The sequence below is a fragment of the Ilumatobacter coccineus YM16-304 genome, assembly GCF_000348785.1.
GTDB lineage: Bacteria > Actinomycetota > Acidimicrobiia > Acidimicrobiales > Ilumatobacteraceae > Ilumatobacter_A > Ilumatobacter_A coccineus.
Window position 1 is genome coordinate 2,077,992 of the sequence record NC_020520.1, and the last position, 21,016, is coordinate 2,099,007.

The 21,016-nt window shown below is 67.9% G+C and carries 18 protein-coding genes; 14 read left to right on the top strand and 4 right to left on the bottom strand.

The window, feature by feature from the left end; translation table 11 throughout:
- The first annotated feature begins 119 nt into the window (after positions 1-119).
- From ftsY to lhpI, 14 genes are all read left to right on the top strand, one after another.
- Complete coding sequence (gene ftsY / locus YM304_RS09355) at positions 120-1,268, top strand: signal recognition particle-docking protein FtsY (protein ID WP_015441431.1); 1,149 nt, start codon at positions 120-122, stop codon at positions 1,266-1,268.
- Positions 1,269-1,362: 94 nt separating this feature from the next.
- A complete protein-coding gene (locus YM304_RS09360; RefSeq protein WP_015441432.1) occupies positions 1,363-3,360 on the top strand; it encodes a hypothetical protein in 1,998 nt (665 codons plus the stop codon).
- Positions 3,361-3,419: 59 nt separating this feature from the next.
- On the top strand, positions 3,420-4,865 hold the full coding sequence (gene ffh, locus YM304_RS09365; RefSeq protein ID WP_015441433.1) for a signal recognition particle protein: 1,446 nt from the start codon (positions 3,420-3,422) through the stop codon (positions 4,863-4,865).
- A 144-nt stretch (positions 4,866-5,009) separates the two neighbouring features.
- Positions 5,010-5,285 carry a 30S ribosomal protein S16 gene (rpsP, locus tag YM304_RS09370; RefSeq protein WP_015441434.1) on the top strand — a complete coding sequence of 92 codons (276 nt, stop codon included), beginning with the start codon at positions 5,010-5,012 and terminating at the stop codon, positions 5,283-5,285.
- Positions 5,282-5,536, top strand: coding sequence for a KH domain-containing protein (locus YM304_RS09375; protein WP_015441435.1), 255 nt, complete (start codon positions 5,282-5,284; stop codon positions 5,534-5,536). The genes rpsP and YM304_RS09375 overlap by 4 nt, the downstream gene beginning before the upstream one ends.
- A 62-nt stretch (positions 5,537-5,598) precedes the next feature.
- Positions 5,599-6,108, top strand: a complete 510-nt coding sequence (locus YM304_RS22335; RefSeq protein WP_015441436.1) for a ribosome maturation factor RimM — start codon at positions 5,599-5,601, stop codon at positions 6,106-6,108.
- Between the two features lie 13 nt (positions 6,109-6,121).
- A complete protein-coding gene (gene trmD, locus YM304_RS09385; RefSeq protein ID WP_041299429.1) occupies positions 6,122-6,856 on the top strand; it encodes a tRNA (guanosine(37)-N1)-methyltransferase TrmD in 735 nt (244 codons plus the stop codon).
- A gap of 86 nt (positions 6,857-6,942) precedes the next feature.
- The gene (rplS, locus tag YM304_RS09390) at positions 6,943-7,290 is read left to right on the top strand and encodes a 50S ribosomal protein L19 (RefSeq protein WP_015441438.1); all 348 of its coding nucleotides are present in this window, start codon (positions 6,943-6,945) and stop codon (positions 7,288-7,290) included.
- 74 nt (positions 7,291-7,364) lie between these two features.
- On the top strand, positions 7,365-7,721 hold the full coding sequence (locus YM304_RS09395; protein ID WP_015441439.1) for a YraN family protein: 357 nt from the start codon (positions 7,365-7,367) through the stop codon (positions 7,719-7,721).
- A gap of 183 nt (positions 7,722-7,904) precedes the next feature.
- Positions 7,905-8,720 (top strand): enoyl-CoA hydratase/isomerase family protein, encoded by an 816-nt coding sequence (locus YM304_RS09400; RefSeq protein WP_015441440.1) that lies wholly within the window; start codon positions 7,905-7,907, stop codon positions 8,718-8,720.
- A gap of 73 nt (positions 8,721-8,793) precedes the next feature.
- Positions 8,794-9,579, top strand: coding sequence for a hypothetical protein (locus YM304_RS09405; RefSeq protein ID WP_041298158.1), 786 nt, complete (start codon positions 8,794-8,796; stop codon positions 9,577-9,579).
- A 206-nt stretch (positions 9,580-9,785) separates the two neighbouring features.
- Positions 9,786-12,944, top strand: a complete 3,159-nt coding sequence (locus YM304_RS09410; RefSeq protein ID WP_015441442.1) for a PD-(D/E)XK nuclease family protein — start codon at positions 9,786-9,788, stop codon at positions 12,942-12,944.
- On the top strand, positions 12,941-16,558 hold the full coding sequence (locus tag YM304_RS09415) for a UvrD-helicase domain-containing protein (protein WP_015441443.1): 3,618 nt from the start codon (positions 12,941-12,943) through the stop codon (positions 16,556-16,558). Before YM304_RS09410 ends, YM304_RS09415 begins: the two co-directional genes overlap by 4 nt.
- A gap of 69 nt (positions 16,559-16,627) precedes the next feature.
- Complete coding sequence (gene lhpI, locus YM304_RS09420) at positions 16,628-17,563, top strand: bifunctional Delta(1)-pyrroline-2-carboxylate/Delta(1)-piperideine-2-carboxylate reductase (protein ID WP_015441444.1); 936 nt, start codon at positions 16,628-16,630, stop codon at positions 17,561-17,563.
- Between the two features lie 21 nt (positions 17,564-17,584).
- On the opposite strand, the gene YM304_RS09425 is transcribed toward lhpI, so the two are convergent.
- The 4 genes from YM304_RS09425 to YM304_RS09440 all read right to left on the bottom strand — a co-directional run bounded on the left by YM304_RS09425 (position 17,585) and on the right by YM304_RS09440 (position 20,989).
- On the bottom strand, positions 17,585-17,800 hold the full coding sequence (locus YM304_RS09425) for a hypothetical protein (RefSeq protein WP_154723383.1): 216 nt from the start codon (positions 17,798-17,800) through the stop codon (positions 17,585-17,587).
- A gap of 65 nt (positions 17,801-17,865) precedes the next feature.
- Complete coding sequence (locus YM304_RS09430) at positions 17,866-18,765, bottom strand: DUF72 domain-containing protein (RefSeq protein WP_051071380.1); 900 nt, start codon at positions 18,763-18,765, stop codon at positions 17,866-17,868.
- Positions 18,766-18,801: 36 nt separating this feature from the next.
- Entirely contained in the window at positions 18,802-19,866 is a 1,065-nt protein-coding gene (locus YM304_RS09435; protein ID WP_015441447.1) for a TIGR03857 family LLM class F420-dependent oxidoreductase, read from the bottom strand.
- Positions 19,867-19,900: 34 nt separating this feature from the next.
- Positions 19,901-20,989: a TauD/TfdA family dioxygenase gene (locus tag YM304_RS09440; RefSeq protein ID WP_015441448.1), complete on the bottom strand. Its 1,089-nt coding sequence runs from the start codon at positions 20,987-20,989 to the stop codon at positions 19,901-19,903.
- Positions 20,990-21,016 lie beyond the last annotated feature (27 nt).

Consider the following 21,016-nt stretch of genomic DNA (forward strand, 5'->3'; position numbering starts at 1 on the left):
TGATTTCTGGCCAGGCTCGATGTGGTCGCTTGGGGGTGATGTCTGGACTGGGCGGCAATCGCCTCGAGTTGGGGATGGGTCCGGGGAGCGTTGCCAGGTGGCGATAGCGTCCGACGGTGATGGGTGTAGTCGAGATTCTCCTGCTCGTAGCGATCGTTCTCGTCGTCGTCTTCGGCGTCGGCGTGGTGGTCCTCAATCGTCGTCGCGAGGCCGGACAACCGCCTGCGGTCACGCCGAAGGCGCCGACCGCACCGCCTCCCAAGACGGCCAAGTCGGGCACGATCCTCGAAGAGCGCACCACCGCCGAGCCCGAACCCGTCGAGCTGGCCCCGGAGCCCGAACCGGAGCCGGAACCCGCTCCAGCGTCGCTGCGCGACCGGCTCGCGAAGGCGCGGTCGACGTTCGCCGGAGCGATCTCGGGAGTTCTCGGACGCTCCGCGATCACCGACGAGAGCTTCGAGGACCTCGAAGAGGCACTGTTGCGCGCCGACGTCGGCGTCTCGATCACCGACCAACTCCTCGACGTGCTGCGCGCCAAGGTGTCGGCCAAGGAGATCACCGAGCCCAGCGATCTGCTCGACGCACTGCAAGAGGAGATGGCCAGCCGTCTGCGGGGGAGTGAGCGGGACCTCACGTTCGAGACCCTCGACGAAGGAGCGCCGAACGTCTGGATGTTCGTCGGCGTCAACGGCGTGGGCAAGACCACCACTATCGGCAAGCTCGCCAACCAGCAGGTCGGTGGCGGTCGCACCGTGCTGCTCGCCGCCGGCGACACGTTCCGTGCCGCAGCGGCAGAGCAGCTGAACACCTGGGCCGAGCGGTCGGGCGCCGACTTCGTCCGCGGCGCCGAGGGCGGCGATCCGAGTTCGGTCATCTTCGACGGTGTCGAGCGTGCCGCATCGAAGAACATCGACATCGTCATGGCCGACACCGCCGGTCGTCTGCACACGAAGTCGAACCTCATGGACGAGTTGAAGAAGGTCCGCCGCGTCGCCGAGAAGGGCGCAGGACAGGTCACCGAGACGTTGCTGGTGATCGACGCCACCACCGGCCAGAACGGTCTCATCCAGGCCAAGGAGTTCAACGACGCCACCGACGTGACCGGCGTCGTGCTCACGAAGCTCGACGGTTCGGCCAAGGGCGGCATCGTGTTCGCGATCGAGACCGACCTGGGCATCCCCGTCAAGCTGGTCGGCATCGGTGAGACCATCGGCGACCTGATCCCGTTCGACCCCGACGAATTCGTCACCGCACTCTTCGAGCGCTGAACGTCGAGATGGGGCCAGCGTTCGCACCGGCCCCTCGAACCGATGGTCCGGCGCGCGGTGGGAACCGAAGGCCACGCTGAAACGTCTCATGGGTATGGATTCGACGCGTCGCTGCTCTCGTTCGGCTCGGATCGGCGTGCTCGTCGGCGCAGCAGCGATGCTCGCGGCGTGCGGCAGCAGTGCCCCGGACCCGGGCGGCGAAGCGCTCCCGGCACCACTCACCAGCTCGTTTCTCCTCGACGTCGCTGCCGACACGCCGTTCGGGCAGGTCGTCGCCGCCGAACAACAGGGGATCGCCGTCGAGCGGTCGGGCGGTTTCGCGACGACGGATCTGGTCGCTCCAGCGTCCACCGCCACGATCTTCGATCTGAATGCAGGAGCGGCGGTCGACGATGCCGTCATCGATGCGCGCGCCGCTGAGCTGGCCGCGATCTTCGGCGTGTCGGGCGCTGTCGAACGGCTCGACGCCGACTGGCAGGTCGGGGACGGCGATGGTCGTCTGCTGGTGGTCAACGCGCCGCGCGGTGGCGACGGAGGGTCGTTCTGGTTCGAGGGCGGGTCCGACCTGCGGGGCGGCATGCTGCCGTGCCCCACGCTTCCCGACGGGTTCTGCGACGGAGAAGTGGCGATCTCGGAGCCGCCGGCGTCCACCGAGCGAGCGGAGCAGCAGATCGCCGACGCGATGACCGTGCTCGGCATCGAGCCGAACGCCTACGTCGTCGAGCGGTTCGATCAAGCGACGTCGATCGAGTTCAGCGTCGTCTTCGCCCCGAACGGCTGGCGATCGGGTGTGACCTGGGGGTTCTCGGTCGGGTCATCCGGGGAGGTGGCCGCTGCGTACGGAGCGTTCACCGCGCCGCAGGAAGCGGTCGGCGTCGCACTGGTCGACATCGACACGGCGATCGATCGACTCCACGCTGGCTACGCAGGATTCGGCGGGATCGCACCGCCCACCACGATGCTCGCCGACACGAGCGAACCGGTGTCGACGCCCGTGGCGCCGGCGGAGGCCAGCACGACCACGACCACCACCACGGTCCCGGGTTCGGCACTCCCACCACCACCCGTCGACGGCGACCTCGTGGCCACCACGACGGCCCCCGCCGCCACCACCACGTCGCTCGGGCCGCCTCGGGTCACGTCGCCCCCGACGACCCTGCCGGGAACACCGCCGATGGGCAGCCGGGCGGAGCCACCCGTCGACGGGACCGAGTCGCCCTGGCTCCGCATCGACCGTGTCGAACTCGGCCTGCAGACGTTCTGGGAGTCGCCGAGCGGGCCGTGGTTGGTGCCGACGTTCGTCTTCGTCGCCGACGATGGCAGCGAGTACGGCGTCGTGGCGGTCGATGCATCGGCGATGGTGCTCATCGAACCGTCGACCACCCTGCCGTCACCCGCCACGATGGTCGAGGGCTACGTGCCCACCCCCGAGCCGATGCCGACGCTGTTGGCCGACGACGGAACGCCGCTCACCATTCCCGTGCCGCCGTACGACGGCACCGGATCGACCGACTACTACAACTCGGTCTTCGCCGACGTGCTCGTCGGCCGTGACCTGGCGTCGGTCGTCAACACCCTCGAAGGATCGGGTTGGACCGTCCGCATCCTCGACGAAGACCTCGACCAGAACGTCGATGCCGACCTCCGTTGGGATCGCGCCAACGTCCTGCACCGCAACGAGATCGTCACCGGTGTCTACGCCGATCCGTGGGTCCCGGGAGCAGCCGACTCGACGACGACCGGCACGAGCGTCTCGTCGACGACGACCAGCACAACGACCACGACGTCGGAACCGCCCGACGCACCTCCGACCACGACCATCAGCCCGACCACGACCAGCAACCCGACCATCACCCCGGCGGAGGGCTCGCTCGATGAGTGGCTCGATGCCGATGGACGCGCGGAACTGCTGCGCTCCTTCGAGTCGTTGTGGATCGGCCAACCCGTCGACAGCGCCCGAGGGGCACTCGAGTCGATCGGATACATCGTGCGAGTGGTCGAGCCTGACGGCGCCATGACCGCCGACCTGGTCCCGTACCGGGTCAACTTCGGCGTGAGCGGCGGCATCATCGAGTGGGTCAGCCTCGGCTGACACCGCCGATGCGGAGGTTCCCGGGGTCGGCAACGTCGAGCCGGTAACCTCGGAACCGCATGTTCGACAATCTTTCCGGCCGTCTCGAAGGCATCGTCAAGAAGATCCGCGGCAAGGGCCGCCTCACCGAAGCTGACGTCGATGAGGTGATGAAGGAGATCCGTACCGCCCTCCTCGAAGCCGACGTCAACGTCACCGTCGTCCGCTCGGTGTGCAACCGCATCCGCGAGCACGCCATCGGCGCCACACGTTCACAGGCGCTCGACCCGGGCCAGCAGGTCGTCAAGGCCGTCAACGACGAGCTCACCCGGGCGCTCGGCGGCGAAACGCTCTCGATCACCTACGCCTCCAAGCCGCCGACCGTGGTGCTCATGGCCGGTCTGCAGGGTTCGGGTAAGACCACCAACTCCGCCAAGCTCGCCTCGTGGTTCAAGGCGCAGGGCCGTCAGCCGCTGCTCGTCGGCGCCGACCTGCAGCGTCCCGCTGCCGTCGAACAGCTCCGCACGCTCGGCGCTCAGATCGACGTCCCGGTCTACTCCGACCCCGAAGACCCGGTACTCACGGCCCACCAGGGGCTCGAGGAGGCGAAACGTCTCGGTCGCGACGTGCTCATCGTCGACACCGCCGGCCGCCTGTCGATCGACGCCGAGATGATGGAACAGGTTCGACTCATCTCCGGAGCGGTCGATCCCGACTACACGTTCCTCGTCATCGACGCTATGACCGGCCAAGACGCCGTGCAGACCGCCGAAGCGTTCCACGAGACCCTCAAGATCGACGGCGTGATCATGTCGAAGATGGACGGCGACGCCCGCGGCGGTGCTGCCCTGTCGGTCAAGGAGGTCATCGGACGCCCGATCGCGTTCGCCTCCACGGGTGAGAAGCTCAACGAGTTCGAGCAGTTCCACCCCGACCGCATGGCCGGCCGCATCCTCGGCATGGGCGACATGCTCACGCTGATCGAGCAGGCCGAAGCCGCCTTCGAGCAAGATCAAGCCGAGCAGGCCGCGGCGAAGATGATGGAGGGGCAGTTCACCCTCGACGACTTCCTCGACCAGATGCAGCAGATCAAGAAGATGGGGTCGCTCGGCAACCTCATGTCGATGATGCCCGGCATTCCGAAGGAACTGAAGAACGCCGACATCGACGACGACTCGCTCAAGCCGATCGAAGCCATCATCCGCTCGATGACCATGGAGGAGCGCACGTTCCCCAAGGTCATCAACGGCAGCCGCCGCGCGCGCATCGCTGCCGGCTCCGGCACCCAGGTCGGCGACGTCAACCGCCTCGTCAAGCAGTTCGACGAGATGCAGAAGATGATGAAGAAGATGGGCGTCATGGGTGGCGGCATGGGGAAGAAGGGCAAGAAGGGCAAGAAGGGGAGAGGCGGCAACAAGCGGCCGAAGGGCCTCGGACCCGGCGTCGACTTCGATCCGTCCGGTATGGAACTTCCCGGTCTGCCCGGCTCGCCCGGCATGCCTGGTCTGCCCGGGCTGCCCCGCTGAGCACATCCACCCCGACCCGCTCATCACGGTTCGCCACCTCACCTCCGCTGTCGGCGGTATGTGACGGCGATTTCGGTGGGGTCGGGCCACGACGGCGCTAGTCTTGCGACGTTCTCAAATCGAATACAGGAGTGACGATCAAAGATGGCAGTAAAGCTGCGACTCACACGTGTTGGCAAGACCAAGCAGCCTCAGTACCGCATTGTCGCGGCTGATGCTCGCTCGCCTCGCGACGGCCGTTTCATCGAGATTCTCGGTCAGTACAACCCCCGCGAAGAGCCTTCGCTCATCAACGTCGACAACGACAAGATCGTGAAGTGGCTGTCCGAAGGCGCACAGCCGTCGGAGCGCGTGGCCAAGATCATCAAGATCTCGGGCGCTCAAGAGCAGTACGAGGCCGCCAAGGCAGCCGGCAAGTGAGCGACGAGTTCGCCGGTACCGCTGTTGCGGTTCTGACTCACATCGTCAAGTCGATCGTCGACGATCCCGACGCCGTCACCGTCGAGGTCGACGAGTCGGGCAACCGCCCAGCGCTCAACGTGCGCGTGGGCGATGGCGACCTCGGCCGTGTCATCGGCCGTCGTGGCCGCACCGCTGCCAGCATCCGCACCGTCACTCGTGCAGCTGCCAGCAAAGACGATGTCGAGATCGACATCGAATTCCTCGACTGAACGGCCCGGCGCCGAGGCGCCATCCGTGCAGCGAGCACCGCAGATCGTGAAGGAGGCCGTCGATGGCTGAACGCGTCGCATCTCCCCCCGAAGGCTGGCTCACCGTCGGCCATCTCCGCCGCCCGCACGGACTGCGCGGCGACATCTTCTTGCAGCTCACGACCGATCGAACCGATCGAGCCGACCCCGGCACCGAGCTGTTCGGCAACGGCCGGATGTTCGTCATCGCATCGAGTCGGCGCGCTGGCAACGGACGCATCATCGCCAAGCTCGAGGGCGTCGACGACCGCAACGCGGCCGAGCGGCTGACCAACGTCGAACTCTTCGGTGCTCCGATCGACGACCCCGATGCGCTGTGGGTCCACGAGATGATCGGCGCCTCCCTGGTCGACCAGCACGGTACCGCTCACGGCGTGTGCACTGCCGTGGTCGCCAACCCCGCCTCCGACCTGATCGAACTCGACAGCGGCGCTCTGGTGCCCTCGACGTTCGTCACCTCGTTCACCGACGGCGTCATCACGGTCGACGTGCCCGACGGCTTGTTCTCGGTGCAACTCGACGACGATGCCTGACCCGTCCGACGCGCTGCGGATCGAGGTCTTCTCGATCTTTCCGGCGCTCGTCGACGACTTCTGCTCCGAGAGCCTGCTCGGCAAGGCCCGCACCAACGGGCTGCTCGACCTGCGCTGCCACGACCTGCGTGACCACGCGACCGACAAGCACCGAACGGTCGACGATGCCCCCTTCGGCGGCGGCGCCGGCATGGTGATGCGTCCCGAGCCGATCTTCGCGTCGGTGGAAGCAGCCGACCCACCTCGCCCGATCTTCCTGATGAGCCCGGGAGGGCGCCGCTTCGACCAGGCGATGGCGCGCGAACTCGCCGACCTCGACGGCTTCAGCCTGCTGTGCGGTCGCTACGAAGGGGTCGATCACCGCGTTCGTCGCGAGTTGATCGACGACGAGATCAGCATCGGCGACGTCGTGCTGAGCGGGGGAGAGGTCGCGGCGTGTCTGATCATCGAAGCGGTGACGCGGCTTCGCGACGGAGCGATGGGCAACGCCGAGAGCCCGGTCACCGAGAGCTTCGGCGCGTCCGGTCTGCTCGAAGAACCCCAGTACACACGCCCTGCGACGTACCGCGATCACGAGGTGCCGCCGATTCTGCTGAGCGGCGATCACGCTCGCATCGAGCGATATCGGCAAGCCCAACGCCTTCATCGCACGCTGCGCGACCGTCCCGACCTCATCGAGGCGCGCGGCGGTCTCACGGCTGATGACACACGCTTGTTGGAAGAGTTCCCCGCGGACCCGTATCATTGACCGGCCCACACGGGCAGGCCGTCGAGCACAGACGCTCAGGCCTTCACTGCTCTCACTCCGACAGCTCTCACTAGTAGGTAGACGCCATGCAAGCCACCGACCTCATCGACAACGATTCGCTCCGCGACGACATCCCCGACTTCCAGGCGGGTGACGAGCTCAAGGTGCACGTGCGCGTCGTCGAAGGCGGCAAGGAGCGCGTCCAGGTGTTCCAGGGCGACGTCATCGCTCGCCAGGGTGGCGGCCTGCAGGAGACCTACACGGTCCGCAAGCTTAGCTACGGCGTCGGAGTCGAGCGCACGTTCCCGCTGCACACCCCGACGGTCCAGAAGATCGAAGTGGTGAAGCGTGGCGACGTCCGTCGTGCGAAGCTGTACTACCTGCGTGACCGCAAGGGCAAGGCCGCGAAGATCCGCGAGAAGCGCGACTTCTGAGCGTTCGGCGCCGCTGGCGCCTGTTTCGGGCCTGACGCGGCCCCTCCACACGGCAACACACCGAGGAGGGGCTCATGCGCGCCCACACCGACCAGTCGAAGATCGCCCGCGGCCGCTGGGGAGAAGACCTCGCTGCACGGTTCTACGAGCGTCGCGGGTACACCGTGCTCGACCGCAACTGGCGATCACCACGAGGTGAACTCGACCTGGTGCTCGAACTCGACGGCACGATCGTCTTCAGCGAGGTCAAGGCCCGACGAACGGCCCGGTACGGGAGTCCGGCCGAAGCGGTCGGCCCTGACAAGCAGCGGCGCATTCGGCTCCTGGGGCTCGACTGGCTCCACGCGCACGGTCTCGGCCGGCGCACCACGCGCTTCGATGTCGTGGCGATCACCGGCGTCGAGATCAAGCTCTACGAAGGAGCGTTCTGACGCCGCGTCGACGCTTCGTTGCTCGCGCCGCGCTCGTCTTCGGGCGACGGTCAGCCGAAGAACGCCCAGACGGTGAGGCTCACGGCCGCCACGATGCCGGCAGCGACGAACGCGTAGTCGGCCGGCTTGGCCTTGAACTTCCGGTACGGATTGAAGCCCATCGAGGTCAGTATCGTCGCTGGAATGGCGTCTGACACCTACGAGACCATCATCGTCGACCGATCCGAGGGCATCGTGACCATCACGTTGAACCGGCCACACCGCAAGAACGCGGCCGACGCGGTCATGTGGAGCGAACTGCTCACGGCATTCCGCGAGGTCGCATCGAGCACGTCCGACCGAGTCCTGGTACTGACGGGGGCCGACGGCGACTTCTGCTCGGGCGCCGACGTCGGCGGTATGGACAAGAAGTCAGACGACGCAGCCGACAGCGCCGAACCGCCGCGGCACCAACTCGCGGCCATGCGCAACATCACCGACATCGCGTTGGCGCTGCATCGCATTCCGCAGCCGACGATCGCCAAGGTCCGCGGGGTGGCCGTGGGCGCCGGGCTCAACATGGCGCTGGCATGCGACATGGTCGTCGGCGACGAGACCTCGCGCTACTCCGAGATCTTCGCCCGCCGTGGACTCAGCATCGACTTCGGCGGTTCGTTCTTCCTGCCGCGACGCGTCGGGATGCACAAGGCCAAGGAGTTGGCGCTGCTCGCCGACATCATCGACGCAAAGGAAGCCGAGGCGATCGGCCTGGTCAACCGCATCGTCCCGAGCAGCGAACTCGACGCGTTCGTCGACGACTGGGCCACGCGTCTCGCCGCCGGCCCGCCGATCGCGTTGGCGATGACCAAGCGCCTGCTCGGCAACTCGATGAACGTCACGCTCGAAGAAGCGCTCGACGACGAAGGTCTGTCGCAAACGGTCAACTTCGGCACCAAAGACACCGCCGAGGCCGTGCGCGCCTTCCTCGAGAAGCGCAGCCCGAACTTCCGCGGCCAGTAGGTGCTCCGGCGTCGCGGCGAGTACCGGCTCGCGTGCCGCGGGCCAGCGGCTCGCGGCCGATACTCTCGTCAAGATGCTCCGGAGGCTCTTGCGAACTGCATCTGTCGCCGTCGGCATCGTGCTGTGCTCGGCAGCGCCGGCCCACGCCACGCCCGCCCCTGAGCCGGTTCCCGTCGACGACGCCCCCACCTCGCTCATTCCCGTGCCGGTCGGCTGCGCGGTGCCCGAGCCTGCCGACGTCGCGTTCGTCGGCACCGTGCTCGACAAGGACGCATTCATCGAGAAGGGCACGGTCCGTTTCCAGATCGACCAGGTGCGCTCCGGAGCCGCCGGTCCGTTCTCGGTCGACGGTCTGATCGACGTTCGCTACGGCCCCGATTCGAAGTACCTCGACATCGGTAGCGAGTACCTCGTCGGCGCCTCTGTCGACCCGTCGATCGGTGTGCTCGCGTCGAAGGTCTCGCCGGAGACGCCACTGTTCGGCGGTGACGCCGTGGTCGGGCTCGAAGACACCGAGGTGGAGTGTCCGACGCTCGACGATCCGGTGCAGACGCTCAACCTCGACGGCACCCCGGTCGATTCCGGTCTGTTGTCGCCGCTCTTCGAGGATCGTCGTCTGCTGCTGGCGGTGATCGGTGTGCCCGCAGCGGTGACCGGGGCGGTACTGGTGGCGCTGGTGTTGCTGCGTCGCCTGCTCGAGATCGGCTTCAAGGGAGTCTTCGCCCTCGGCCGACAAGCGGTGACCCCCAAACCCGATCATCGCGCTGCCCGCATCCGCGCGCACCGTGACGCCGACGAATCGGCCGACGACGAGTTCGCGAGCGACGACGACCTGGTCTCCGCCACCAACTCGACCTGACTCCGATCGCACGGAGGTTCGTGTGACCGATTGCGCGAGCCTCCGTCGGTTTCGGTTACACAAACCGGGGATGGCCGTCCGCACGGAGGTTTGTGTGACCGATTGCGCGAGCCTCCGTCGGTTTCGGTCACACAAACCGGGGCACCGGGGGAGGTGGGGCCTGTCTTCTTGCAACTCTGTGACACCCGCTGAGTACGTTCGACGTAGTGATCGACTCCATCGAAGCAACCGAGTACGGGCGCCGTGCCTCCGAGGCGCTCTCGGAGGCGATCGCTCAGGCCAAGGCGTCGGGTCCGCTCGCTCCGGTCACGGTGATCGTGCCGAGCAACTTCGTCGGACTCTCGGCGCGGCGCTTGGTCGGTTCGGGGGAACTGCGGGCCGGGAGCCGCCAGGGCATCGCCAACGTCTCGTTCGTCACCCCGTTCCGTCTCGCCGAACTCGTCGCCGCCGACCTGCTGCTCGATCGGCAACCGATCACCAACCCGGTGCTGGGTGCCGCGGTCCGACAGGTGTTGGCCGACGACCCCGACGTGTACCGGGCGGTCGCCGAACACGAAGCGACCGAAGCGGCGCTGGCCGCGCTCTTCGCCGAGCTGTCCAACGTCGACGAGGCGGGTCTCGAATCGATCGAGGAGGAGGGCTCCACGGCCGCTCGTCTGGCGGTCACCTTCCATCGGCGGATCGCCGAGAAGCTCGCGGCGTTCCACACCGAACACGACCTCGCCACCGAGGCAGCCGAACGTCTCGACCTGGCCGAACGACTCGCACCGATGGGGCACCTGGTGTGGTATCTGCCCGCTCCGGTCACGCCGGCGATCGGCCGCTTCCTCGGCGAGGCGCTGCGAGCCGCATCGTCGTCGTCGGTCATCGTCGGTCTCACGGGTGTCGAGGCTGCCGACGAGCCCGTGTGGCGGGCGTGTGAAGCCGCAGGCGTGCCACGCACCAGCGGGGAGGTGTCGGCGCCGGTCGCCTCGTCGATCGTGTCGGTCACCGACGGCCCCGAAGAGATCCGTGAGGTGTGCAGCGCGGTCGCCGAGCTCGTCGCCGACGGCGTCGCACTCGATCGCATCGGGGTGTTCTTCCCCACCCCCGACCCGTATGTGCGCATCATCGAGCAGCAGTTCGGGGCGGCAGGCATCCCGATCAACGGGCCCGACCCGCGTCGCCTCTCCGATTCGGTGGCCGGGCGAACGCTGCTCGGCGCGCTGGGGCTGCCCGCCGTACGTTGGCGTCGCGACCGGGTGATGGAGGTCGTGAGTGGCGGGCCGCTTCGTTTCGCCGACGAGCCCATCCGGCCGACGATCTGGGACCAGCTCTCACGCGAGGCGGGCGTCGTGATCGACCACGCCGACTGGCGCCGCAAGATCGAACACGATCAGGCCCGCACCGAGCAGTGGATTGCCGATCTCGCCGACGAGCCTGCGAGCGACAGCACCGAGTATCGCCTCCGACGGCTTCGCGACCGCGTGGCCGACGGGAAGCGGTTGGTGGAGTTCGTCGACGAGCTGCATCGCTCGGTCCGAGCGGTCGACATCGCCACGAGCTGGACCGAGAAGTGCGCGGCCGCACGCGACCTGCTGCACTCGCTCCTGGGCTCGGAACGCACGCATGGCACGTGGCCCGACCAGGAGCAGGAGGCGTTCGCCCGGGTCGAGGACGCCCTCTCTCGTCTCGCCGCGCTCGATCAGATCGAACCCACGCCGTCGACCGCGGTCTTCCAGCGAGCCCTCGGCGCCGAACTCGACGTGGCTCGCGCCCGACACGGTCGTTTCGGCCACGGAGTCGTGTACGGGCCCATCGCCACGGCGGTCGGGCACGATCTCGACGCCGTGTTCGTGGTCGGTTGCGCCGAGGGCGTCCTGCCGGTTCCACGCCGTGACGATGCGATCCTGCCCGACGCGTTGCGCCTGCGTGCGCTCGACCAGCTCGAACCGCGGGCGGCTCGGCTGCACCATCAGCATCGAGCGTTCCTGGCCGCGCTCGCCGCAGCGCCGCCCGAGCGTCGCGTCCTCACGTTCGCGCGGGGTGACCTCCGATCCAATCGACGAGCGCTGCCCTCGCGCTGGTTGCTCGATTCGGCATCGGCGATGGTGGGGCATCGCGTCGTCGCGACCGACTTCGACACACTCGACCAGAACGTGGTGCGTCACGTCAGTTCATTCGCCTCGGCGCTCCGCGATGGCGGTGTCAGCTGTGTGGCCGAACGCGACCTGGCGACGCTCGGCACCGACGTCACCGACGGAGCCGATCCCGTCGAGCACGGGCTCGCTCAGCTGGTGGGCAAAGGATTCGCCGCACAAGTGCAACGGGCGGGGTCGGCGTTCACCGAGTTCGACGGCAACCTCGGTGCGCGCGTCGGAGCCGACAACTTCCCACTCCCGGGCGTCGGCGACCGAGCGATGTCGCCTTCCCGCCTCGAGACCTGGGCGAGCTGCGGGTTCCGATACTTCCTCGGCTACGTCCTCGAGGTCAGCGATCGTGACGACCCGGAACGCAACGAGGAGTTGTCGGCGCTCGACCGTGGGTCGCTCATCCACAAGGCGCTCGAGCAGTTCATCAGCGAAGCGATCGAGTCGGGGCCGCCGGCTCCGTCCGAACCGTGGCCAACCGAGGCGGTGGTCCGCCTGCACGAGATCGCCGACGATCTGTGCGACGAGTACGTGGCGATCGGCCGGACCGGGCGACGGGCGAACTGGCGGGTGCAGCGCGACGACCTGCACGATCTGCTCGATGCGTTCGTCCACGCCGACAACGCGTACCGAGCGAGCCACGGAGCGACCCCGGCGTTCGTCGAACTCGACCTCGGAGTGAAGTCGGGCGAGGTGGTGCCGATCGAGTTGCCCAACGGCGACGCGATCACGCTGCGCGGCATGATCGACCGCGTCGACACCACCGCCGACGGTCGCGTGCTCATCAACGACTACAAGTCGGGGAAGGGCAAGAAGTACGACGACCTGACCGACGACCCGTTCCTGGCGGGAACCACACTGCAACTGGGGATGTACGCCGAGGGCGCCATGCAGGCCACCGGCGCCTCGTCGGCATCGGCGCACTACTGGTTGGTCGAACGAGCCGGGCAGCAGCACCACGGCTACGAGTGGACCGACGAGAAGCGCACCCGATTCCACGAGGTGCTCACGGCGATCACCACCGGCATCGCATCCGGCGTGTTCGCCGCGGCGCCGGGCGACTGGGACACGTTCCGGCTGACCAACGACAACTGTGGCTACTGCGATTTCGACAGCGTGTGCGTCCGCGACCGCGGTGACCACGCCGCTGCGAAGGCGTCGGCGCCCGAACTCGCGGTGCGCGTGGCCCTCACGCCCCCCGAGCCGAACGACGACGACGACGAGGTCGAACGATGAGCAACGTGCTGAGCGACCAACCCGCCCGTGACCTCATCAGTTCGACCGGCCTCGACCAGACCCTCTTCGTCGAAGCCGGTGCAGGTACCGGAAAGACCACACAGCTCGTCGACCGCATCGTGCGCACCGTGCTCGAACGCGAGGTGCCGTTGTCCGAGATCGCGGCCATCACGTTCACCGAGGCCGCCGCCAGCGAACTGCAGGCGCGCATCCGCGTGCAGTTCGAGCGAGCTGCCGACACCGATGACCCGGTCGTTCGCAGCCGGGCGATGCAGGCGATCGCCGATGCCGACCTCGCCGCCATCTCCACGGTGCACGGGTTCGCCAGCCGAATCCTCGGCGAATTCGCCGTGGCGGCCGGGCTCCCGCCTCGGGTGAGCGTGCTCGACGAGGTCGCTTCGCAACTGGCGCACGAAGAACGGTGGGGCCGTTTCGTCGACATGCTCGACGCCGAGCCGAGCTACGACGAGTTGCTGTATCGGGCAGCGCTGATCGACGTGCCGCTGACCCCGCGTTTCGCCGGCCAGGCGTCGTTCAAGGACGTCGCCGCCAACTTCGCGCAGAACTGGGACCGGCTCGGCGAACTCATCGACGAAACCCCGGCGCCGCTGGGTCCGATCGACTTCGGGCCGTTCGACCGGGCGGTCGCCACGCTCGCCGCAGCGCCGGCCGACTGCACCGACACGACCGACCTGCTGTACGCACACCTCCAGGCCGTGCTCCCCGAGATGCAGGCCGCGGTCGCCGTCGCCGACCCGCATCGCAAGCTGCGGCGCCTCCAGGCGCTGTACCGGGCGGGCGCCTACCGGCGTGGTGCGAGCCGAGCGGCCTGGGGTCGCGGCAAGGGGGGAGCGAAGGGGAAGTGGTCGACCGACGTCAAGGAGGTGAAGGGCCTCATCGACGAGGTCAACGATGCGTTGGCCGCGGTGCTCGATCAGGTCAGCCACGATGTGCTCGATCGGTTGATGCGGTTGGTGGCACGCGAGGTCCACCACGCCGCGCAAGAACGCCGCAGCAACGGCGGGCTCGAGTTCCACGATCTGCTCGTGCTGGCCCGCCAGGTGTTGCGTGACAACGCCGAGGTCCGGCGAGCGCTGCACGCGCGCTACCGCCACGTGCTCCTCGACGAGTTCCAAGACACCGACCCGATCCAGATCGAGTTGGCGTCGCTCATCGCCGCCACCCCGGCCGACGAGCAACCGGCGCGGTGGCAGGAACACGCCGTCGACGGCGGACGACTGTTCTTCGTCGGCGACCCGAAGCAGTCGATCTATCGGTTCCGGCGAGCCGACATCGAACTGTTCCTCGAAGCACGAGATGCGTACGGCGAGGCCGGTAACGGAGCCGTGCGACTCGACACCAACTTCCGCACCGTGCCGCCCATCATCGACTGGGTCAACGGTCTGTTCTCCGACGCCATGGCCGAGGAGGTTCCGGGAGCGCAGCCGAAGTACGAGCCGCTGCACGCCGGTCGCTCGTTCGACTCGGACGCCGACCACCGGCCCGTCGTGCTCGGCGGAGAGCACCCCGATCCGAAGGTCAAGGCGGGCGAACTGCGCACCACCGAAGCTGCCGACGTCGCCGGCATCGTCGCCCACATCGAGTCGTCGCCCGGCGACTGGCCGGTCTTCGACGAGCACGATCGCACGTGGCGCCCGGCTCGCCTGAGCGATGTGACGATCCTCATCCCGACGAGGACCTCGCTCACCTACCTGCGTGAAGCGCTCGACGAACGCTCGCTGCCGTATCGCCTGGCAACGGGCACGCTCGTCTACGACACGCAGGAGGTGCGTGATGCGCTCGCCGTGCTGCGGGCCATCGACGACCCCAACGACACGTTGAGTCTCATCGCGGCGTTGCGGTCGCCGCTCTACGGATGTTCCGACGTCGACCTCTACGAGTACCACCAGGCGCATCGCCGGTGGAGCCTGCGCAACGACACGCCCGACCAACTCGGCGACGACCATCCCGTCGTGTCGGCCCTGGCGCACCTGCGCACGCTGTGGGAACAGCGCTGGTGGATCACCCCGGCCAACATGCTCGAGCGCGTCCTGCGAGAGCGCCACGGGTTCCTGCTCGGCTACGGCACACGACGGCCGGCAGAGGTGTGGCGACGGCTTCGGTTCCTCGTCGACCAGGCGCGCTCGTTCGAAGAATCGAACGGTGGCGGGCTGCGTTCGTTCCTCGACTGGGCGGCGTTGCAGTCGTCCGACGGTTCACGCGTGCACGAGCCGATGCTGCCCGAGACCGATGACGACGCCGTGCAGATCATCACCATCCACGGTTCGAAGGGGCTCGAGTTCCCGATCACGATCCTGTCGGGGATGACCACCGCTGCCGCGGGGCGCCGCAACGGCGTCAGCGTGCTGTGGGGAGCCTCGGGGCCGCCGGAGGTGAAGTTGCGCGCCGGCGTCGCAACGGCCGAACACTCGACGCGCGCCGACATCGAAGAGGAGATGGACGATCACGAGAAGCTGCGCTTGCTGTATGTGGCAGCCACCCGCGCTCGCGATCACCTGATCGTGTCGGGCCATCACAAGGCGAGCAACAACGAGCAGGCGTCGTTCGCGACCCGCATGGCCATGTTCGGTGCGACACACCCCGAGCTGTGCCGCACCGTCGACCTCACCGGTCTCGACGGAGCGGGTCGACAACGCGATGAGCCAGGCGACCGCACTGCCTCCACGGAAACCACATCTCCCACGGGGGCCACGACGACCAGCGATGCGGCAGCCGGCTCAGCGGCCGGCGCCGACCCCACCGCTGCATTGACCGAGCGGCAGCGTTGGATCGACGAGCGGGCAGCGCTCGTGGCGCCGTTCGACCGCCCGCGGACCCTGTCGGCCACCGCGATCGCTCGCAGCGTCGATGCCACCGTCGCCGACACCGACGACGACACCGTCGAACCGTCCCCGGGCGAGGGGCCGGCGGTCGTACGCAAGAAGGGCCGCGCCGGATCGGCGATCGGCAGCGCCGTGCACGCCACGCTCGAGTTCGTCGACTTCCACACGCGTGCCGAACTTGCCGCGCTCACGACCCGTCAGTGTGAGCTGCACGCCATTCCCGATGCCATCGACGTCGTGCTGGCGCTGGTGACGTCGGCGCTCGATTCCGATGCCGTCGAGCTGGCGCGGGCACATCGGTCGTACCGAGAGCTGTACGTCGCTGCACCGTTGGGCGACGTGATGGTCGAGGGCTACATCGACCTGCTCGTCGAGACGCCCGACGGGCTGGTCATCGTCGACTACAAGTCCGACAGCGCATCGTCGCCGAGGGAGATCGACGAGAAGCTCGCCGCCTACGAACTCCAGGGAGCGGCCTACGCCGTCGCACTCGAAGCGAGCACCGGTCTCGACGTGGCCGAGTGTCGGTTCGTGTTCTGCAAGTCGAACGGAGCGATCGAGCGGTCGGTCGACGACCTCGCCGGGGCGAAGCAGCGGGTACGCGATGCCGTCGCTGCCGGAATCGATCCGAGTCGCCCGGCACCGACCGCATCATCCGAACCGATGAGCCCGGCGGTCGAGCCGGCGTCGATCGACGAGGTGCCGCCACCCACCGATGCCGACGCCCCGCCGCTCGACGAGCCGGGCCAGGCCAGCCTCTTCGACATCTGAACGACGGACCCGAGGCGAGGCGACGCGGGCCGGCCCCGGCTGCGGCGCTGCGTCCGGCAGACTGGGCCGATGCAGTTCTTCGAACCCGCTCAGGTCGCGGACGCGCTGCCGTGGCTCGCACTGGTCGAGGCGATCGAGCACACCGTCGCCGACCCGGGTGCGCGAGCGCCGGAACGCACGGTGCACCCGGTGGCGACCACCGACGGCACCGAGGCGCTGCTGCTCCTGAAGCCAGGATGGGTCATCGGTGACGTGATCGCGGTGAAGGTGGCGACCTTCTTCCCCGACAACGGCGCTCGCGATCTACCGACCGTGAACGCCGGGGTCGTGCTCTTCAGCGGCGTCGACGGGACGATGATCGGCGCGTGCGACGGCAACGAGCTCACGACGCGCCGTACCGCGGCGGCGAGTGCCGTGGCCGCGAAGCGACTGGTTCGGCACGACGCGCAGCGACTGCTCGTCGTCGGTACCGGAGCGCTCGCTCCGATGGTGGCTGCGGCGCATTGCTCGGTACACGACTATGCGTCGGTCGAGGTGTGGGGGCGCAACGACGTGAAGGCCGCAGCGGCGGTCGAGACAGCACGGCGGTGTGGCGTGGAGGCGTCGGTGTGTGCCGATCTCGACGCGGCTGTGGCGGCTGCCGACGTGATCTCGTGCGTGACCGCCTCGACGACGCCACTGGTCCGTGGGTCGCTGCTCCGACCGGGAACGCACGTCGATCTCATCGGCTCGTTCACGCCGGAGATGCGCGAGACCGACGACGATGTGATCCGCCGAGGCGCGGTGTGGGTCGACTCGTACGACGACGGCGTGCTCGCCGGTGACCTCGCCCAGCCGTTGGCCGCTGGCGTGCTGCACCTCGACGAGATCCGGGGCGACCTACGCGAGCTGATCGTCGGCGACTGCCCGGCGCGGGACGACGACGACCAGATCACGGTGTTCAAGTCGGCGGGCATCGCGCTCGAAGACGTGGCCGCGGCCCGACTCGTGTTCGGGAGCAGCTGAGGTCGAGGCGGCCGATCCCGATCAGGCGGCGTCGAGATCGAGCTCGATGTCGCCGTCGAGCGAATCCTGGTAGGCCGACATGGCCCACGCGGCCGACCCGACCAGACCGAACACGCTCGAGAGCAGCGTGCCCATCGTGCGCGGTCCGCGTCGCAACACCGAGAGGAGCGCGACGAGGCTGCCCATCGTGCAGAGGATCGGAGCGGCGAGGTTGAGCGTCTTGCTGTCGAAGTTCACGACGGCGATGCTAGACCGACCGCCTCGCTCGGACGAGGGGGCGGCATCGGTTCGGCCACTCGCCGTCACGAGAAGAGCGAATCCTGACCGACGATCTCGGATCGAGGTGCGATCGGGAGTGGCTCGGGAAGCGGAGCGAGGTCGGGGCGGAGCGCTGCCACCTCGGCATGGATCTCGCGGGCCAGGCGCGGTGAGTCGAGGTTCTCGGGCTGGTGCACGAACAGGTACGGCTCCCTGCCCGCATCGAGCCACGCCACGATCTGCGGGACCCACGTACGCAACCCGTCGAGCGTGCCGGTGGGATCGTCCTGCCCGATCACCCGGATCACCGGGGAGCGCCCGACGTGGTCGACGAGCACCGGAAGCTTCGGTTTGCTGGTGCGTTCGTCGAGCGACGCCTCGGAGCGTGGGGGAGCGGCGTACAGCGGACGGGTGTCGAGCACGACGCGGCCGATGTGGTGACGGGCGAGCAACTCGTCGACGGCGCGCTGCGCCCCACCGGCGAAGAACCCGGCGTGCCGCAACTCGACGACCCAGGCGACGTGGCGCGACAGCGAGCGGCAGAAGGCGTCGAGCGTGGCGATCGAGTCGGGCCCCAGCGACGGCGGGAGCTGGATGTGGACCGGGCCGATCCGATCGCCGAGTGGCTCGATCCGATCGAGGAACGACGCCACCAACGTGTCGGTGGCGCGCAGCCGGTGTTCGTGCGTGATCGTGCGGGGCAGTTTGAACACGAACGAGAAGTCGGGGTGAGCCTGCTCGGTCCATCGGGCGACCGTTCGCTCGTTCGGCTCGGCGTAGAACGTCGTGTTTCCCTCGACGGCGTTGCAGCGTCGTGAGTACTCCGCCAGTTCCCGCCCCTTGTTGCCCGGCGACAGATACGTGCCGACCCACGGTTGGTGCGCCCACATCGGGCAACCGACCCGAAGGACCGGTGCGCTGGACGGGTCACCCACGTCGGTCATCGAAGCAAGTTGCTCGCACAGCGGTTGTGACGCTGCTCAGGGACGGGGGAGTGCGGCGTACTCGTCGACGATCGGCGCGAGTTCGGCCGGGCTCGCGCCGTGCATGATCACGCTGTCGGCGCCGAGGTCGATCTGTCGACGGACCGCACGTGCGCACTCCGACGCCGACCCGTTGGCCGCCGGAGCGAGCCACTCGTCGGGAATGAGCGTGGCGATGTGCTCGAGTTGCTCGGTCGTGGCCTTTGCATCGATCGCCCCCGGGAACGTACGAACCATCTCGTCGGAGCGGAACGCTGCGAGCACGGCCGGGTCCCATCGGTTCGTCTCGACCATCAGGTCGCCGTAGGCCTGGAGATACGTGGCGAGCCGGCCGACGGTCTTCTTCAGCCGCAACGGCTCGGGCAGGTGGTCGCCGATCGTGGCGTAACACGACCAGACCGTGACGCTCGCCGGATCTCGCCCGGCCTTCTCGGCGGCACGCTTCACGGTCTCGACGCACCGCTGCAACGTCTCGTCGGTGAAGAACGTGTGCAGGATCACATGATCGAAGCAGCGCCCGCCCAACGCGAGCGAGTTCGGTCCGAACGCGACGAGGCCGAGCGGGATGTCTTCGTCGAACGTGGGGTCGAGCCGGAGCGCCGGGTACGACCCCATCGGGCCATCGTGTCCGACCACGGTCTCGCCGTGCCACAGCCGACGCATCACGCCGGCGAAGTCCTCCATCTGTGCGGTGGTGATCGAATCGAGCCCGTACGCGTCGAACATCGGCTTGATGCCGCGTCCGATGCCGAGGACGAACCTCCCGCCGGTGAGCCGGTGCATCGTGGTGGCATACGACGCGGTCACCATCGGATGTCGCGTGTTGTGGTTGGTGGCGCCGGTGATGATCTGCATCGACGAGGTCGCCGCTGCAGCGGCGCCCGACAACGTCACCGCTTCCTTCACGTTGAAGCGTTCGCTGATGAACACCGCTCCGAGACCGAGGTCCTCGGCGTCGCGGCACTCGCTCAGCAGCTCGCGAGGATCTTGGGCGCCACCGGCGAGGGTGTAGAAGCCGAGTTCGGGAAATCGAGGTGACGAGGAGTCGGACGAGGCGTTCACAGCGCTGTGCTACCACACGATCGTGAGGCAGTGATCACCAGGCGTCGGTGCGGACCCCGACGCGGTCGTACTGGTTGCCGAGGACGACACCGAGCTTGCGTGCTTCACCGTCGTGGAGGCTGATGCCGGGCCGTCCGTGAGCGAAGCGATAGTTGCAGATGATGCCGACGTCGCCCTGGCGCCAGTTGATCGGGCTGCCGAACTCGTCGTACAGGTCGATCCACTGCTGGATCTCGTCGCGGGAGATCTCGCTGTCGTCGCCGAACGTCATGTGCAGCGGCCGTTCGTCGTAGGGGAGGTGCTGCACGAGCGGCCAGGTGTCGAACCACATGCCGTGGTCGGCGAGGCTGCTGTAGAGCACGTTGCGATCGAGCCCTGGGAAGTACTCGAACGCCGGGCAGTAGAAGCGGGTCTTGAGCAGGCGGTTGTCGCCCCATTCGACGGCCAGACGCTGATCACGCGCCCGGCTCGCCGCCAGGTTCGGGTCGTCGGTGCCGAACGACTTCTGCCAGTGGTTGTAGACGCCGAACTCGGTCTTGCCGAGGAACTGCTCCTGGTCGGTGAGGTTGCGGTGGTAGCAGACCCCGAGATCCTTCAGCTTCTGTCCGAGTGGCGTGCTGAGCAGCTTGTCGGTGACGGCGACCGAATCCGACACCCAGGTCGCTCCGCGGCTCGGCGACCCGTCGTCCGGAACCGGGAGGGTCTCCTTGGCGAGGAAGCTGATCACGCGCGTGCTGCGGCCCACGTAGGCCATCTCGTGGTGGTAGTGCAGCCATGCCGAGAGTGGTGCACCGATCTCGTAGACGTTGGGCTCGATGTTGCCGCGGGGGTTCGCTCCACCCTCGTACGACATCTCGTCGTCGATGATGAGCTTGGCGGCGGCACGCATGTCGACCAACTCGGTCAAGCCGGTGTTGGTGAGGTGCACGAGCCCGACGCGGTCGTACGTGTCGCGCACGAGCTGAGCGAACGAACTCCCGCGGCGCAGGTCGGCGGCACCGAGGCCCATGCCGGCACAGTCGATGGTGTAGCTCTCCGGGTCGACGGCGGCTTCACCCGCCCACCAGTTCGGCTCCACGACGTCGTCGAGCGGCTGCAGTTCTGAGTATTCGACGATGGCCATGGCAGGCTCCGATCGCAGTCATCACGG